Origin of the sequence: Enterococcus sp. DIV0176 (genome assembly GCF_050528535.1) — a bacterium.
Classification (GTDB): Bacteria; Bacillota; Bacilli; order Lactobacillales; family Enterococcaceae; genus Enterococcus_B; species Enterococcus_B thailandicus.
Window position 1 is genome coordinate 1,496,415 of record NZ_CP172879.1, and the last position, 14,914, is coordinate 1,511,328.

At 37.8% G+C, this 14,914-nt stretch carries 13 protein-coding genes; 2 read left to right on the top strand and 11 right to left on the bottom strand.

Features of this window, described 5'->3' with window-relative positions:
* The first annotated feature begins 115 nt into the window (after positions 1-115).
* Entirely contained in the window at positions 116-1,573 is a 1,458-nt protein-coding gene (locus tag IGJ66_RS06945) for a helix-turn-helix domain-containing protein (RefSeq protein ID WP_430616420.1), read from the top strand.
* Between the two features lie 367 nt (positions 1,574-1,940).
* Here IGJ66_RS06945 and IGJ66_RS06950 read toward each other — a convergent pair whose 3' ends face one another.
* The 4 genes from IGJ66_RS06950 to IGJ66_RS06965 form a co-directional block, all read right to left on the bottom strand.
* A complete protein-coding gene (locus IGJ66_RS06950) occupies positions 1,941-2,855 on the bottom strand; it encodes a LysR family transcriptional regulator (protein ID WP_075492101.1) in 915 nt (304 codons plus the stop codon).
* Positions 2,852-3,556: a carbonic anhydrase family protein gene (locus tag IGJ66_RS06955; protein WP_067482235.1), complete on the bottom strand. Its 705-nt coding sequence runs from the start codon at positions 3,554-3,556 to the stop codon at positions 2,852-2,854. The genes IGJ66_RS06950 and IGJ66_RS06955 overlap by 4 nt, the downstream gene beginning before the upstream one ends.
* A 32-nt stretch (positions 3,557-3,588) precedes the next feature.
* Positions 3,589-4,236 (bottom strand): YfbR-like 5'-deoxynucleotidase, encoded by a 648-nt coding sequence (locus tag IGJ66_RS06960; protein ID WP_067482237.1) that lies wholly within the window; start codon positions 4,234-4,236, stop codon positions 3,589-3,591.
* A gap of 232 nt (positions 4,237-4,468) precedes the next feature.
* Positions 4,469-5,419 carry a ketopantoate reductase family protein gene (locus IGJ66_RS06965; RefSeq protein ID WP_270346683.1) on the bottom strand — a complete coding sequence of 317 codons (951 nt, stop codon included), beginning with the start codon at positions 5,417-5,419 and terminating at the stop codon, positions 4,469-4,471.
* 138 nt (positions 5,420-5,557) lie between these two features.
* Here IGJ66_RS06965 and IGJ66_RS06970 point away from each other — a divergent pair, with 138 nt between their 5' ends.
* Complete coding sequence (locus IGJ66_RS06970) at positions 5,558-6,082, top strand: TetR family transcriptional regulator (protein ID WP_430616422.1); 525 nt, start codon at positions 5,558-5,560, stop codon at positions 6,080-6,082.
* A 52-nt stretch (positions 6,083-6,134) separates the two neighbouring features.
* On the opposite strand, the gene pyrE is transcribed toward IGJ66_RS06970, so the two are convergent.
* From pyrE to IGJ66_RS07005, 7 genes are all read right to left on the bottom strand, one after another.
* Positions 6,135-6,764 (bottom strand): orotate phosphoribosyltransferase, encoded by a 630-nt coding sequence (pyrE, locus tag IGJ66_RS06975; RefSeq protein ID WP_067482242.1) that lies wholly within the window; start codon positions 6,762-6,764, stop codon positions 6,135-6,137.
* A gap of 5 nt (positions 6,765-6,769) precedes the next feature.
* The gene (gene pyrF, locus IGJ66_RS06980) at positions 6,770-7,477 is read right to left on the bottom strand and encodes an orotidine-5'-phosphate decarboxylase (protein WP_071868957.1); all 708 of its coding nucleotides are present in this window, start codon (positions 7,475-7,477) and stop codon (positions 6,770-6,772) included.
* Positions 7,474-8,406 carry a dihydroorotate dehydrogenase gene (locus IGJ66_RS06985; protein WP_067482246.1) on the bottom strand — a complete coding sequence of 311 codons (933 nt, stop codon included), beginning with the start codon at positions 8,404-8,406 and terminating at the stop codon, positions 7,474-7,476. The genes pyrF and IGJ66_RS06985 overlap by 4 nt, the downstream gene beginning before the upstream one ends.
* Complete coding sequence (locus IGJ66_RS06990; protein WP_430616423.1) at positions 8,403-9,176, bottom strand: dihydroorotate dehydrogenase electron transfer subunit; 774 nt, start codon at positions 9,174-9,176, stop codon at positions 8,403-8,405. Before IGJ66_RS06990 ends, IGJ66_RS06985 begins: the two co-directional genes overlap by 4 nt.
* Before the next feature lie 179 nt (positions 9,177-9,355).
* A complete protein-coding gene (gene carB / locus IGJ66_RS06995) occupies positions 9,356-12,538 on the bottom strand; it encodes a carbamoyl-phosphate synthase large subunit (protein ID WP_430616424.1) in 3,183 nt (1,060 codons plus the stop codon).
* A 2-nt stretch (positions 12,539-12,540) separates the two neighbouring features.
* On the bottom strand, positions 12,541-13,617 hold the full coding sequence (locus tag IGJ66_RS07000) for a carbamoyl phosphate synthase small subunit (protein ID WP_067482251.1): 1,077 nt from the start codon (positions 13,615-13,617) through the stop codon (positions 12,541-12,543).
* Positions 13,618-13,624: 7 nt separating this feature from the next.
* Entirely contained in the window at positions 13,625-14,905 is a 1,281-nt protein-coding gene (locus IGJ66_RS07005) for a dihydroorotase (protein WP_071868960.1), read from the bottom strand.
* Positions 14,906-14,914 lie beyond the last annotated feature (9 nt).

The following is a 14,914-nucleotide window of genomic DNA, read 5'->3' on the forward strand; positions in this document are numbered from 1 at the left end:
TTCAATAAAAGAGCATTATTTATAGGTTTCTATCTCACCGTAAAAACGATAGATATCTTTAGACATCGTTCTTCTCTTATAAAATAGAAATATCAAAATAGAAACGAGGCATACTATGATTATTTCAAATCATTTTGAGCGCGAACTCATTATTTTACACATAATACTTACTAATAAAAGTACTACCTTGACGCTTCTATCAGAAGAAATAGCTATTCCAAAATTAACGATCAAAGGTGATATCATTAAATTGAACAACTACTTCGTTGAGCATACTAAAAATGAAAATGATCTTATTATTTCAAATAATCAAGGCATCATCTCGATAAACCCAATGTTTTCAGATAATATCATCACTTATTTTTATCAGCTAAAACTTGCGCTCTCCAATAACTCTACTCTTTTTAGGCTCTGTGTCTTATTGCTTACAAATTACAGTATTTCAAAGCAACAAATTCTCGATCATTTATTTATCTCGGAAGCATATTTACTGAAACTCTGTTCACAATTGAATGGTTATCTTTCTCAATTTGATTTATCTGTCAACAGTACAAATCAAATCTACTCTCTTAAAGGAAACGAAATTTGTCTTCGCATGTTTTCATATACAATCTTGCAAGATAATTTTCAAGGAATGGAGTGGCCATTTGATTCCACAACGCCAATCGTAAATTTTGATAATAGTAATTCTGCAATTTCTTTAACCAAAAATCATGCATTGTATTTATTTAGCGAAATAGTGCAACAACGCTTTTTAAATGATAACTTTCTAGTTATTGACCCTGATGATTCGCTCTATGACCTACTGAAACTTTTTCAAGAGAGCTACGATGTAACCAAACTATTTAATAAAAGTCCGTTTGAAAATCTTTCAGAAAATGTAGCAGATTCAGAGAAGCTATATCTCAACTTTTTCGCAAGAATTTTTCTGTCCGATTTGATCTCCTCTGAAACAAAAATTAATTTAGGAAGAAAATTCCAAGAATTTGATCACCCTGCTTGTCGACTAGCAAATGAAATATATTCAAAATTTTCAAATGTTTTCTTGGAACCTATCAGTGCTAACGAAAACGGTATCTATTTGTATTATTTAACGATTTTCAATATTCTCTATTCTCTGATTGGTGATAAGTACGTTCTTTTCTTAGAATTGATGATTCCTGTTCCACACTTAAATATTAATAAAAATGATGATTATATGAATCGCATCAAAAAAGAAATCGCGGAACTTTTTGAAGATAAAGCACTAGAAAATTATATCGCCGCATTGCTTTACACTGTTTCTTCTTTTAAAAAAAGTACCACCCTAAAATTATATATTCAAATGTCCAAAGTCTTTACAGCCGTATACGTTATTGAGAAACGTATCCAAACAATTTTCAACACCAACAATATTGTCTTTACAAATAATTTTTCCGAAGCTGATATCGTAATCACAGATAGTTTTGAAAAAAAATCAACTGACCAAATACTTTTCTACCTGGATTCCATCAACAACTCGAACAGGTGGATAGATCTTATTTCGCTCATCCAACAAAAATTTATAGAAAAAATTGATGATAGAAAGAAGTAGTAGCCATTTCTATAAGCTATATGATTTGTAAAAATAGGAATTTAACAGGAGAATTATGTTTCTATCTGTTAATACTTAACATGATTCAATCATCATCACCTTGTATGGACTAAGCTGTTCAACCTCTTTCATTGTTATATACTCTAAACAACTGACTTTTAACGAGACTAAAGAGATTTTTAATAGAACTTTTTACTATCAACCCACCTACCCGTTACATTCACACGATCTAAGAATGTAACTGGGGCTAAAGACATAATAAAAAAGCAACTTCAAATGTAGCGAGCGTCCAAGGTTAGACTAGCAATCTAACTTTGGACGCTCGCTTTCGGAAATTGAAGTTGCTTTTTTCATAATGATAACTAACTTATTTTTTATTTACTAATTCACTTGTTAGTATATCCGTTAAACCTTGAATAAATCGCTGTGCTTCTACACTCAACGTACGTTTACCAGAATGAATGACGCAGAGTTGATTTGGTTGACTATCTGCTAATGGAATAAGTTTGATTTGATCTTTGATACCACCAATAACAATTCCAGATCCAGAAGCATAAGCATCTGTTTCTAGTACTAAGTTCATCAGTGTCCCACGATCACTGGTATAAACAACTGATTCTTGTGCAGGTATCTCAATCAGATCTTCGTAAAAATAAGGAAAATTATTGCCATCTTGAGTAAAGCGTACTTGAGGGTAAGCTAACAATTCTTTTCTATGGATTTTCGTCTGTTTTGCTAGTGGATGTCCTTGTCTCAAAAAAATATGTGTAGAGAACGTATGAATCGTTCTGGCAACTAGCTCACCTTGCTGTAAATAGCGCATGATTCCAGCTTGGTTTTTTTCGTTCATGTATAGCACGCCTACTTCACTATGCTGTTCTCTCACTTCTTCAATCACTTTTGCAGTAGTCGTTTCCATGATTCTGAATTGTTTGATTTCTTGATTGAATTCTGCCATCATTTTGGCAATCAGTGGCCCTAAAAAATCATAGTGTTGAGAAGCCACAGAAAACATTTCGCGTGTTTCACTTGTTTGATAATAACTTTCAAGTGATTCTAATTGAACCAAAATTTTTTCTGCACGTTGCAAGAAATCTTGTCCTGCTTCTGTTAAATACGCGCCTCGATTTGTACGAGTAAATAAACTGATTCCTAATTCAGTTTCTAATTCTTTGATTCCGGTAGACAAGCTAGGTTGCGAAACGAATAACTTCTTAGCAGCCTCTCGAAAGCTACCATTATTCGCAACAGCAATCACATACTTCATTTGTTGGATATTCATGTATTTGACTCCTCAAAATAGTCGATTTTCCGATCATTAAGTGCTTGTAGCGGACGATTATTAGGCTGCGCATACTGTCCTTTAAATGGAGTCAGGAAGTCTTGATTTAACTGCCCAACTTGATCCATAACAAACCACTGAATAGGGCCTGCAGTTGGGGGTGTCGTTAATGAGCCAACATAATGATAGTGGCTCTTCTTTTCAGGGAAAAATACGATTGGATTCATCCAATGTTCATGCGCTGCTAAGTCCCAGCGTTCTTCGTGATTCCGATCATAAAACCAGCCATCCTCATGTCGCAACTCATACATAACTCCAACAACCAAGTTTTCTTGACGCTGATTCGTATGGACAAAATGAAATTCAATGTCTTCGTGTTTTCCATTAATAATATGCTCAGAAGGCAGATGGAAGTGGATATCTGTCAAATAAAATTCTTCACCTTGATATTTGACATAACTGATTTGGTCAAATGGTACTAAGTGGATCGTGTTTTTAAATTCTTTATCTGTGAATTTTTGACATTGATAATGGAAAGAAATCGTTTCTTTCACATCACTTACTTCTTGGCAAGTAACAAGTGGAATAGGTGATTGCAAAGAAAATTCTGCTCCTTTTGCAAACCAATCACATAAACTTGCCCAGTGCTCTGGCCCTCGCTCTCCCGAGTAGCCCCATTCAACATCCATATTTTTTTTCAACGCTTACGTCCTCCTGAGTCTTTCCATAAAAGTTAGTTCGTTCGTTTCTTTCTTTGTAAAGCGGCAGAAATATCTGCTAGAAACTCTTCTTTTCCGAAAAATTCTTGGTTCAATAGTTCTGGAAAAATAAAATCAAAGAAATAATTTACACTTGCTCGATGATCGAATTCTTTAATTGTTAAAATCGATTCAATAAACATTTCTCGGTAAACTTTTTCAGGATTATTTTTGCTGATTTCATCAAATGATTCATACAGCAAATCTACTTTATCCGCGATTGCTAGCAATTCTCCTTCAATCGTGTCATCTTTTCCTTCAAATAGGCGACGACGATAAATTTCTTGAAATTCTTCTGGGATTTCTTGATTAATAAATTCATCAGTCATTTTTTCTTCAACTGTTTGTAACATCCCTCGTAGTTCTTTATTTGCATATTTCACAGGTGTTTTGATGTCACCAATAAAGCGTTCTGTATAATCATGATTCAAAGATTTTTCATATAACAGTTTCCAATCAATCGTCTGTCCATTAGCTTCTTCAATATCGCCTAAAACTTGTGCAATTGATGCTACTCGAAACGAATGTGCCGCCACCGTGTGTTCTGTGTGCTTGAAGAAGCCAGGCGCACGAATAATTTTTTCTAAATTATTTAATCCTAAAAGGTATTCATTTAAGCCCATATTGCCATCTCTCCTCCATACTTTTCCAACAATCATAGCATTTACTCTTCGCATCATGCAATTACAAAGAACTAGATTTGCTGCTTTTTAATTTTTATTTAGCACAAATTCCACAAAAAATACTTGCACGAATAATTTTTCAATGAGTTAGCCGAGTTAAAGAATTAGTTGCAATTTTTTATTAATTTTTTTCTTTTTTATTGAGTCGTTTCCACTTTTCGGAATAAACATATCAAAACTTTTTGATAACACTCTTTCGCTCGTTCACTTGAGCAGTGATTTTAATTAATTGATCAAGATTCGGTGTTTTTGTTCCCGTTTCTTTTTTAAGCCGTTCAAAGGAACAAATAATCAACTCGATTTCTGTATAACTTCCCTGAGCTGATGCCATCAATGGTGTAGCATACATTAGTCTCAAACCAATTTTCGTCAAAAATTTATTTTGCAATAAACTTTCCTGAATCTTCGGCACGATTGGATACCCATTTTCTTCTAAGATAGTAAATGCTTCTTTGAAAGCTGCAGCCGTTATGGAAAATAAGCGAGTTAATTCTTGTTTATTTTTCATTTTTTGTCGATAAATAAGATCTAAGCTATTCAGCACCATAATCAATGCAGCATGGCTTTTCAGCCAGTCAGGTAAAGTTGGATCTGATTGCCATTGATAATTTGTTCGAGCAAAGACTTGATTCAAAAGCTGAGTCATTTCGAACTCATTGGAATCAAGATAGATTTTCATTTTGCCTCCATTGAAACGTAAAATTGTAATTAAGTTACCTTCCCTTGTTCCACCAGTATTTTGAAAACCAAAAAAGACTTGCTTAGCTGGATTTTTTTGAATGATTTTTTCTTTTAATAATTCTGGATTCATTTGATTGCCAACAAAAATCACTCGCTGACTGTGATTCCTAGCAATCGGTTCAATCACAGAATCAAAATCATTGTATTTCATTGTGACAAAAATCAAATCATACTTATCTGTTGGTTCTAGCTTTGAAATTATTTTGATTGTATCTACTGTTCTTTTCTTCTGAATAACATGTTTTAATTCAAGCCCACTTGTTTCTAAATGCTCCTTCGTTTTTCCTCTGGCAAGTATCGTTACTTCATTTTCTTTATTTTTAGTAAGAACATGTGCAAGATAACTTCCTTGAATGCCTGCACCATAAATTAATAGTTTCATTTTTTTTCCTTCTATAAACATCTGTTTATAAATCAACGAACATCCAGTATAATAAACAGACCAAAGTCAGCAATCAATCATCAAAAATGACAATCTGTTGATTAACGAACAAATCACTTAACATGACAGGAGAATCACATGGATCGACGAGTGCGTAAAACACAAACAGCTATTCAAACAGCTTTTTTCCAATTGCTAAAAAAGCAAGACATCGAACGAGTAAAAGTCAGCGAGATTTGTGAACTAGCAGATATCAATCGCGGGACATTCTACTTAAATTACTTAGATAAATATGATCTTTTAGAAAAAATGATCCAACAATCAATTCAAGAACTAGTTACTTATTGTCAAACAGAAGCAGCGGAAACAGACAATCTACTAATAAAAACTTTTCAATTCATCGTAGAGAACCAGGAAACGTATCGCATGTTGATTGCTTCTGATAAGCAGGGTCTATTTACAGATTACCTAAAACAACATATCTTGACTTTTACAGCAACAAACGATCAAGCACAAACAACGGAAGCGATTTTTATTGCAAATGGAATCGTGGGTGTCTTGAATCATTATTTGTCTTCTCGTGAAGCTTCAATTGAATCGTTGTATGAAATCAAGCCAATTATTGAACGATTTCAGTTACCGTCAAACTTAGCAAAATACTAATGATACTATAAAAGACGACAACACTATGAAAATAGTTGTTATCGTCTTTTTGTTATGCATTCCAGTTTTCTGGATCTTTTTTCCAACTTTTCAGTAAATTTAATTCTTCTTCATTGATGTAGTTTGCTTCACGTGCTGTTTCAATTAATGTTGAATAGTTAGTCAACGTGACCAAAGGCATTTTCGCCTGAGCAAAATTAGTTAATCCTTTGGGTAGCTCATAAGTAAAGATTGCTGCTACACCTTGCACATCAGCACCTTCACGTGTTGCTGCTTCACAAGCTTCTAACACACTGCCACCAGTTGAAATCAAATCTTCAATGACAACCATTTTTTGACCTTCAAAAATCCGACCTTCAATTTGATTTCCTTTTCCATGATCTTTCGCTTTGCTGCGAATATAAACCATTGGTAAATCAAGGATATCTGCAACCCAAGCAGCATGAGGGATACCTGCTGTGGCTGTTCCAGCAATTACTTCGACTTCTGGAAACTCTTCTTTAATCTTTTTGGCTAAACCATTTGCTATTTCCCGACGAACCTTAGGATAACTCATCGTGATACGATTATCACAATAAATTGGGCTTTTCAATCCACTTGCCCAAGTAAATGGTTGTGTTGGGTTCAAAAATACTGCTTCAATTTCTAATAAGTCTTTTGCAATTAATTTTTCGACAGTCATTCGTGTTAGCTCCATTCGTTTTTTATTGTTTGGTAAGCTTCGTAAGGATTTTCTGCTTGTGTAATTGGGCGCCCAACTACAATGAAAGTTGCTCCAATTTCTCTTGCTCGTCCGGGAGTTACCACTCGCGTTTGATCACCGATGTCTGCTCCTTGTGGTCGGATGCCTGGTGTTAAGCAGACAAATTCAGAATTTGTAGCATCTTTGATTTTAGTTACTTCCAGTGCTGAAGAAACTACGCCATCTAATCCTGCTACTTGTGCACAAGTAGCGTAATGGATCACACTTTCTTCTAAAGGAACTTCAATCAGCTGATCATGATGCATCTCTTCTTCACTTGTCGAAGTCAACTGAGTAATTGCTAATAATAAGGGTCGTTGTTTTCCTTCCGGTGTTCCTGATGCTAAACCACGCATCGCAGCCTCCATCATTCGGATTCCTCCGGCGGCATGTACACAAGTGATATCAACGCCTAACTTTGCTAAGCCACGCATTGCTTTTTCAACTGTATTGGGAATATCATGTAATTTCAAATCTAAAAATACATCATGTCCTGATTCTTTCAGCCAACGGACAATCGCTGGCCCTTCTTGATAAAAGAGTTCCATCCCAATTTTAACAAACAACTTTTCCTCCTCAGGAAATAATTGTAAAAATTGTTCTACTTCGTTTCGGTTTGAAAAATCTAAGGCAATAATCGGTCGCTGATTCATTGTTGACGCTCCTCTCTAACTTCTTGAATAAGTTGTTCCAATGATGCGATACCTAACTCAGCCATTCGCTGAGGTAAAGCATCAATCAATTTTGGGCAAACGTAGGGATCTGTAAAATTGGCGGTTCCAACTGCGACTGCACTTGCACCCGCCATAATCATTTCTAATACATCATCAACCGTCTGAACACCACCCATACCAATAATTGGTAATTTAGAGACGCCTGCGACTTGATGGATTAAGCGAATCGCAACTGGTTTGATTGCGGGACCTGATAGACCACCTGTTTGATTCGCTAAAATCGGTTTTCTTGTCTTTAAATCAATGCGCATTCCTAAGAGTGTGTTAATCATAGTAAACCCGTCTGCTCCACCTGCTTCAATTGCTAAAGCGATAGGAACGATATCAGTAACGTTGGGCGATAATTTGACATAGATTGGAACCTTAGCAACTTTCTTTACCGCCTGTGTTAGTTGAAAAGCGACATCAGGATCTGTTCCAAACGCAATACCTCCGTGCTTCACGTTGGGGCAAGAGATGTTTAATTCGATTGCCTTCACATTAGGCGCATCACCAATTTTACCGCAGACTTCCACATAGTCTTCTTCGCATGCGCCTGCTACATTGGCAATGATTGGCAAATCAGGATATTTTTCTAATTCAGGTAATAACTCATTCATCACGGTTTCTAGTCCGGGATTTTGTAAGCCGATTGCATTTAGCATACCTGAAGGGGTTTCAGCAACACGAGGTGTCGGGTTACCAAATCTGGCTTGTGGTGTCGTTGCTTTAACCATGATTGAACCTAATTGATTCAAATCATAGTACTGTCCATATTCTTTTCCAAAACCAAAACAGCCGCTAGCAGGCATGATTGGATTTTTTAAATCAAGTCCTGGTATTTTTACTGCTAATGATGGTTGTGTCATAGAATCACCTCTCCTGCTTTGAAAATCGGACCTTCATCACAGACTTTCACACTTTTCGTTTCATCTTCTGCCTTGTGGCATACACAAGCATAGCAAGCACCGATTCCACATGCCATGCGTGATTCTAAAGAAAGCTGGACATTAGGATGATCGTGGAAAAAGTGCTCGACCGCCTTAAGCATTCCATTCGCACCACAAGCAAACACTGCGTCTGGTTTTTTATTTTCTTCTGCTAACAAAAGATTACCAACATTTCCTTGGACGCCTGCCGAGCCATCATCTGTAGCAATTTTTGTTTCTCCAAGTTGTTGGAACTTTTCTTCATAGTACATAACATCTGCTGATGCAAAACCTAAAAAGTGCTTGACTTTGACACCTTTTGCTTTTAGTTGATGAGATAATTCATATAATGGTGGAATCCCGATACCACCGCCAACGATGAATGCACAATCTCCAGCTTTTAATCCCGTTAAATCAAACCCATTTCCTAGTGGTCCCATCACATCCAGCGTATCACCTGTAGTCAACGTTGAAAATGATTTAGTTCCGTCACCTTCTACACGATAAATGATTCGACAAGTATTCGTACTTGGATCGATTTTATTTAAACTAATTGGTCTACGTAATAACAAGTCTTCTCTAGGAACACGGATATGAATAAATTGACCCGGACGCTTCATCTCTTGAACTAATTCACCCTTTAGTGTCAGTTCGAAAATTCGTGGTGCTAACTGATTTTGTTGAATGATTTCCATAACTTCTTGTTTCATATCCACACTCCTATACTTATCGACTTTGTTAAAACTCATTGATGAAGCCGTTTTCATACTCAACCTATTTTTCCATAAAACAGCTCCTCAGAGCAACTCACAACTAGTCAGAACCAGCTAAAAGGATTCTGTTACTTGTCAGTTACTTCAGCGGAGCTAAGTGAATGATGCGAACCTTTTTAAATTGCTTTTGTTGAAAACGCACGTGATTCCATCACTCGAACGATTGCATCTGCTGTATCAAGTGAAGTAAAGAGTGGTACACCATGTTCAACTGATTCACGTCGGATAATAAAGCCATCTTTTGACGCATTCCCACGGTCTTTATCAATCGTATTCACAACTACTTGTGCTTTTCCTGTTCGAATGATATCGACAACGTTTTCCTCTGTTGTTTCTGAAATTTTCGCTACTGTCGTAACAATTAACCCGTTGTTACGGAAAAATTTGGCTGTATGTTTCGTACCTAGCAAACTGTAACCAATCTCTGCAAAGCGTCTAGCTAAGCCCAATGCTTCTTCTTTTGTTTCGTCTGCAATCGTAAAGAGGACTGCACCATAATCTGGTAGATTTAACCCAGCAGCTCGAAAGGCTTTATACAAAGCTTTGTCTAAGTTTCGATCGGAGCCCATGACTTCACCAGTTGATTTCATTTCAGGTCCTAAGTACGTGTCAACCTTTTGTAGCTTCGTGAATGAAAAGACAGGTGCTTTTACATGGACATCTTCGGTTTCAGGATAAAGACCTGTTTCATAACCTAATTCCCGCAAATTTTGGCCCAAAATGGCTTTGGTTGCTACTTGTGCCATTGGGATCCCAGTTACTTTACTTAAGAATGGTACAGTACGGCTCGCACGGGGATTGACTTCGATCACATAGACTTTTCCTTCATGGATCACAAATTGGATATTCATCATTCCAATACAGTTTAGTCCTAAAGCTAATCGTTTCGTGTAATCTTCAATTGTCGATTTAATCTCTTCTGATAATGTTTGTGGTGGGTATACCGCCATTGAGTCACCTGAATGGACCCCCGCACGCTCAATATGTTCCATGATTCCAGGAATCAAGACAGTTTCTCCATCACAGATCGCATCAACTTCACATTCACCGCCCACTAAGTAGCGGTCAATCAAAACAGGATGTTCAGGCGAGGCTTTTACGGCATGCTCCATATAATCCTCTAGGTCACGCTGATTTTCTACGATTTCCATTGCCCGTCCGCCAAGCACATAACTTGGACGAACTAAGACAGGATAACCAATCATCGTTGCAATTTTTACAGCTTCTTCTTTACTTGTTGCTGTATCTCCTAGTGGCTGTGGAATCTTTAGTTCTTGCAACGCTTGTTCAAATAAATCACGGTTTTCTGCTCGATCCAAATCCTCAATCGTAGTTCCTAAAATTTTCACACCAGCTTTTGCTAACGGCTCACCTAAATTGATTGCCGTTTGTCCGCCAAACTGAACGATAACGCCAATTGGTTGTTCTAGCTCAATCACATTCATCACATCTTCAAAAGTCAGTGGTTCAAAGTACAACTTATCTGAAACTGAGAAATCTGTGGAAACTGTTTCTGGATTACTATTCATAATGATTGCTTCATAACCTGCTTGTTGGATTGCTTTTACTGAATGAACCGTCGCATAGTCGAACTCCACCCCTTGACCAATTCGAATTGGTCCAGAACCAAGTACCAACACAGATGGTTTTTCTGAGCGACTACTTTCATTTTCAAATTCATACGAGCTATAAAAATAAGGCGTATTTGATTCAAATTCAGCTGCACAAGTATCTACCATTTTGTAGACTGGCAATAACTGATTTTCTTTTCGAAGTTCACGAATTTTTTCTGGCGTTGTTTGCCATAATTGTGCAATCTTTTTGTCTGTAAATCCGTTTTTCTTTGCTAATTTCAACAGCCTTAAATTGGAAGGGTCTGCTTGTAATTGGGTTTCGATTTCAATAATATGGAGTAATTTATCTAAGAAGAATAAGTCAATCTTTGTTAACTCAGCTATTTCCTCAATTGGATAGCCTCGGCGTAACGCCTCCGCAACATAAAACAGACGATCGTCTTGTGCTCGAACCATTTTTTCAGTTAGCTGGTCTTCATTCACATTTGCCAATTCAGGAAGCTCAAGATGATGTGTGCCGATTTCAAGAGAGCGAACGGCTTTTAGTAACGACTCTTCGATATTTCGTCCAATTGCCATGACTTCACCCGTTGCTTTCATTTGTGTTCCCAGTATACGTTCCCCATTTTCAAATTTATCAAATGGCCAACGTGGGATTTTTGCAACGACATAGTCTAACGCTGGTTCGAATTCTGCATAAGTTGTTCCAGTTACTGGATTTTTCATTTCATCTAAAGTCAAGCCCAACGCGATTTTAGCCGCTAATTTTGCAATTGGATAGCCGGTTGCTTTACTTGCTAGTGCCGAAGATCGTGAAACACGTGGATTTACTTCAATCACATAATAATTAAAGCTATGAGGGTCAAGGGCAAGCTGAACGTTACAACCACCTTCGATTTTCAACGCACGAATAATTGAAAGTGACGCATCACGCAATGTTTGATATTCGTGATCAGATAGCGTTTGACTTGGTGCAAAAACAATGGAATCTCCTGTGTGGATACCTACTGGATCAAAGTTCTCCATATTACAAACAACAATCGCATTATCAGCTGAGTCACGCATCACTTCGTACTCGATTTCTTTATATCCAGCAATACTGCGCTCAATCAAGCATTGCGTAACAGGCGATAAACTCAGCCCATTTTCTGCAGTGATTCGCAATTCTTCTTCGTTTTCACACATTCCACCACCTGTACCTCCAAGGGTGAATGCAGGTCGAACAATAATCGGATAACCAATTTGATTCGCAAAAGCGACGGCATCTTCGACCGTAGTCACGATTTCTGATTCGGGAATTGGCTGATTTAAGTCTTCCATCAATTTTTTGAACAAATCTCGATCTTCTGCTTGGTCGATTGCAGAAAGCTTCGTACCCAGAAGTTCAATCTGAAGTTCATCCAAAATTCCTGACTCAGCTAGTTCCATCGCCATGTTTAAACCCGTTTGGCCACCTAAAGTTGGAAGCAGTGCATCTGGACGTTCTTTTCTTAAAATGCGTGAAACAAACTCTAATGTTATTGGCTCGATGTAGACTTGATCCGCAATTTCTTGATCTGTCATAATCGTTGCAGGATTTGAGTTGACTAAAACAACTTCATAGCCTTCTTCTTTAAGTGCAAGACAAGCTTGCGTTCCAGCATAATCAAATTCGGCCGCTTGACCGATAATGATTGGTCCTGAGCCAATCACCATGATTTTTTTGATATCTGTCCGTTTTGGCATTCTTATTGCTCCCTTCCTGCATCCATCATTTCCATAAATTCATCAAATAAGTGTAGTGCATCGTGTGGTCCTGGTGCTGCATCAGGGTGAAATTGCACACTAAAAGCAGGGTAATCGCGATGGCGAATCCCTTCCACTGTTCCATCGTTCACTTCAATATGAGTGACCATTAGTTTATTCGGATCAATTGTGTTTTCATCAACTGCGTATCCGTGGTTTTGTGAAGTAAAGTCAATTCTCCCCGTCGCAATTTCTCGTACGGGATGATTTAATCCTCGATGACCAAATTTCATCTTATACGTGTCTGCACCATTAGCTAGTGCAAACAATTGGTGACCTAAACAAATACCAAAAATCGGTACTTTTCCTTGAATTTCTTGAATCATCTTGATTGCTTCAGGCACATCTTTGGGATCTCCCGGTCCATTTGTCAGCATCACGCCATCGGGTGCAAGTTCGAGAATCGTTTTTGCCTCTGTGTTATAAGGCATGACTGTTAAGTTACAATTTCGTTTGCTTAATTCACGTAAGATGCTATGTTTCAAGCCAAAATCAATTACAACTACATTTCGCCCTGTGCCAGGACTTGGATAAGGTTTGTTGGTCGACACTTGTTGGACTTGATTCGTTGCTAAAACAGTCGCTTTTAATTGATCAAATGCATGTTCAAAACTATCACCTGCATCAACAATACTTGCTTTCATCGTCCCAACTTCGCGAATTTTACGGGTTAAAGCTCTTGTATCAATTCCCGAAATCCCTGGGATCCCTTTTTGTTTCAAAAAAGCATCTAACGTCATCTGATTGCGCCAGTTTGAAGCCACTCGCGCATGTTCCTTCACTACAACACCCTTACAAGTCGGCGAAATCGACTCGTAATCATCTCGGTTCACGCCATAATTTCCAACCATTGGATACGTAAAAGTAATGATTTGACCATTAAAGCTTTGATCTGTAATCGTTTCTTGGTAACCAGTCATACTTGTTGTAAAAACAATTTCACCAAAAACATTTGCATCTGCTCCAAAGGCTTGCCCTTCAAATACAGTCCCATCTTCTAAAATCAGTAATCGATCCATCCTGCTCCTAGACCTCCTTTTGCCAAGCAATTTTTCCGTCAACGAATGTCAACAATGTTTCCCCTTTGACCGTCCAATCAACGAATGGTGTATTCTCACCTTTTGACAAGAAGTCTTCTTTCGCAATTTTATACTCGTGTTCGATATCAAACACTGCAATATCTGCTGGAGCGCCAATCGTTAGTGTCCCAACATTCAAGTCAAAAATTTCTGCTGGTTTAACAGCTAGCCATTCAATCACTTGTTCCAGCGTGAAAATGCCGGTTTTAACAAAATGAGTATAAATCAACTGAAAAGCTGTTTCGCTTCCAACGATTCCGAATGGTGCATTTAAAAAGCTTTGACTCTTTTCTTCTAGACCATGAGGTGCATGGTCTGTGGCGATGCAATCAATTGTTCCATCAAGTAATCCTTCAATCAGCGCTTCACGATCTTCACGTCCACGTAGGGGTGGATTCATTTTCCAAAAACCAAAATCTTCTGGAATATCTTCATCGATCAAGAGCAAATGGTGCGGCGAAACTTCTGCTGTTACATGAACACCAGCTTTTTTCGCATCGCGGATAATACGAACACTTTCTTTCGTTGATACGTGACAGACGTGGTAATGGACACCTGTTTCTTCCGCTAAAATTAAATCTCTTGCAATTTGCGAAGATTCGGTTGCACTTAAAATTCCCGGCAAATCCAATTCTTTGGCTTTTTCGCCTGCGTGCATAACGCCACCGAACAGTAAGGATTCATCTTCGGTATGGGCAACCAATGCTTTATTATTTTTAGCAGCTTCCTTCATTGCTAGATACATCGTACCTGCTGTTTGTACACCAACACCATCATTGGTGAATGCAAAGGCACCTGCGTCAATCAACGCCTCTTGATCAACTAAAACCTCACTTCGCAACTTTTCAGTGATTGGTGCGTACTGTAAGACTTTCACAACTGCATCTCGCTTGATGATTTCATAAACTTGACTTAGTTTTTCAGCTGTATCAGGCACAGGATCTAGATTAGGCATTGCGCACACTGTAGTAAATCCGCCATGTGCTGCTGCTTTCGTTCCTGCTTCAATCGTTTCTTTATACGTAAAACCAGGTTCTCTTAAATGAACATGTACGTCCACTAGCCCCGGTGTGATGAGTTGTCCTTTTGCATCAAACACTTCATCAAATTCAGTCTCAGAAAATCCAGTACCGATTGCTTTGATTTTCCCTTCTTCAATCCAAATTTCTGCAGGTGTTGTTTCATTTTTTCGTGTAATGATTTGACCGTTTTTAATGAGTGTTTTCATGTCTTCGTC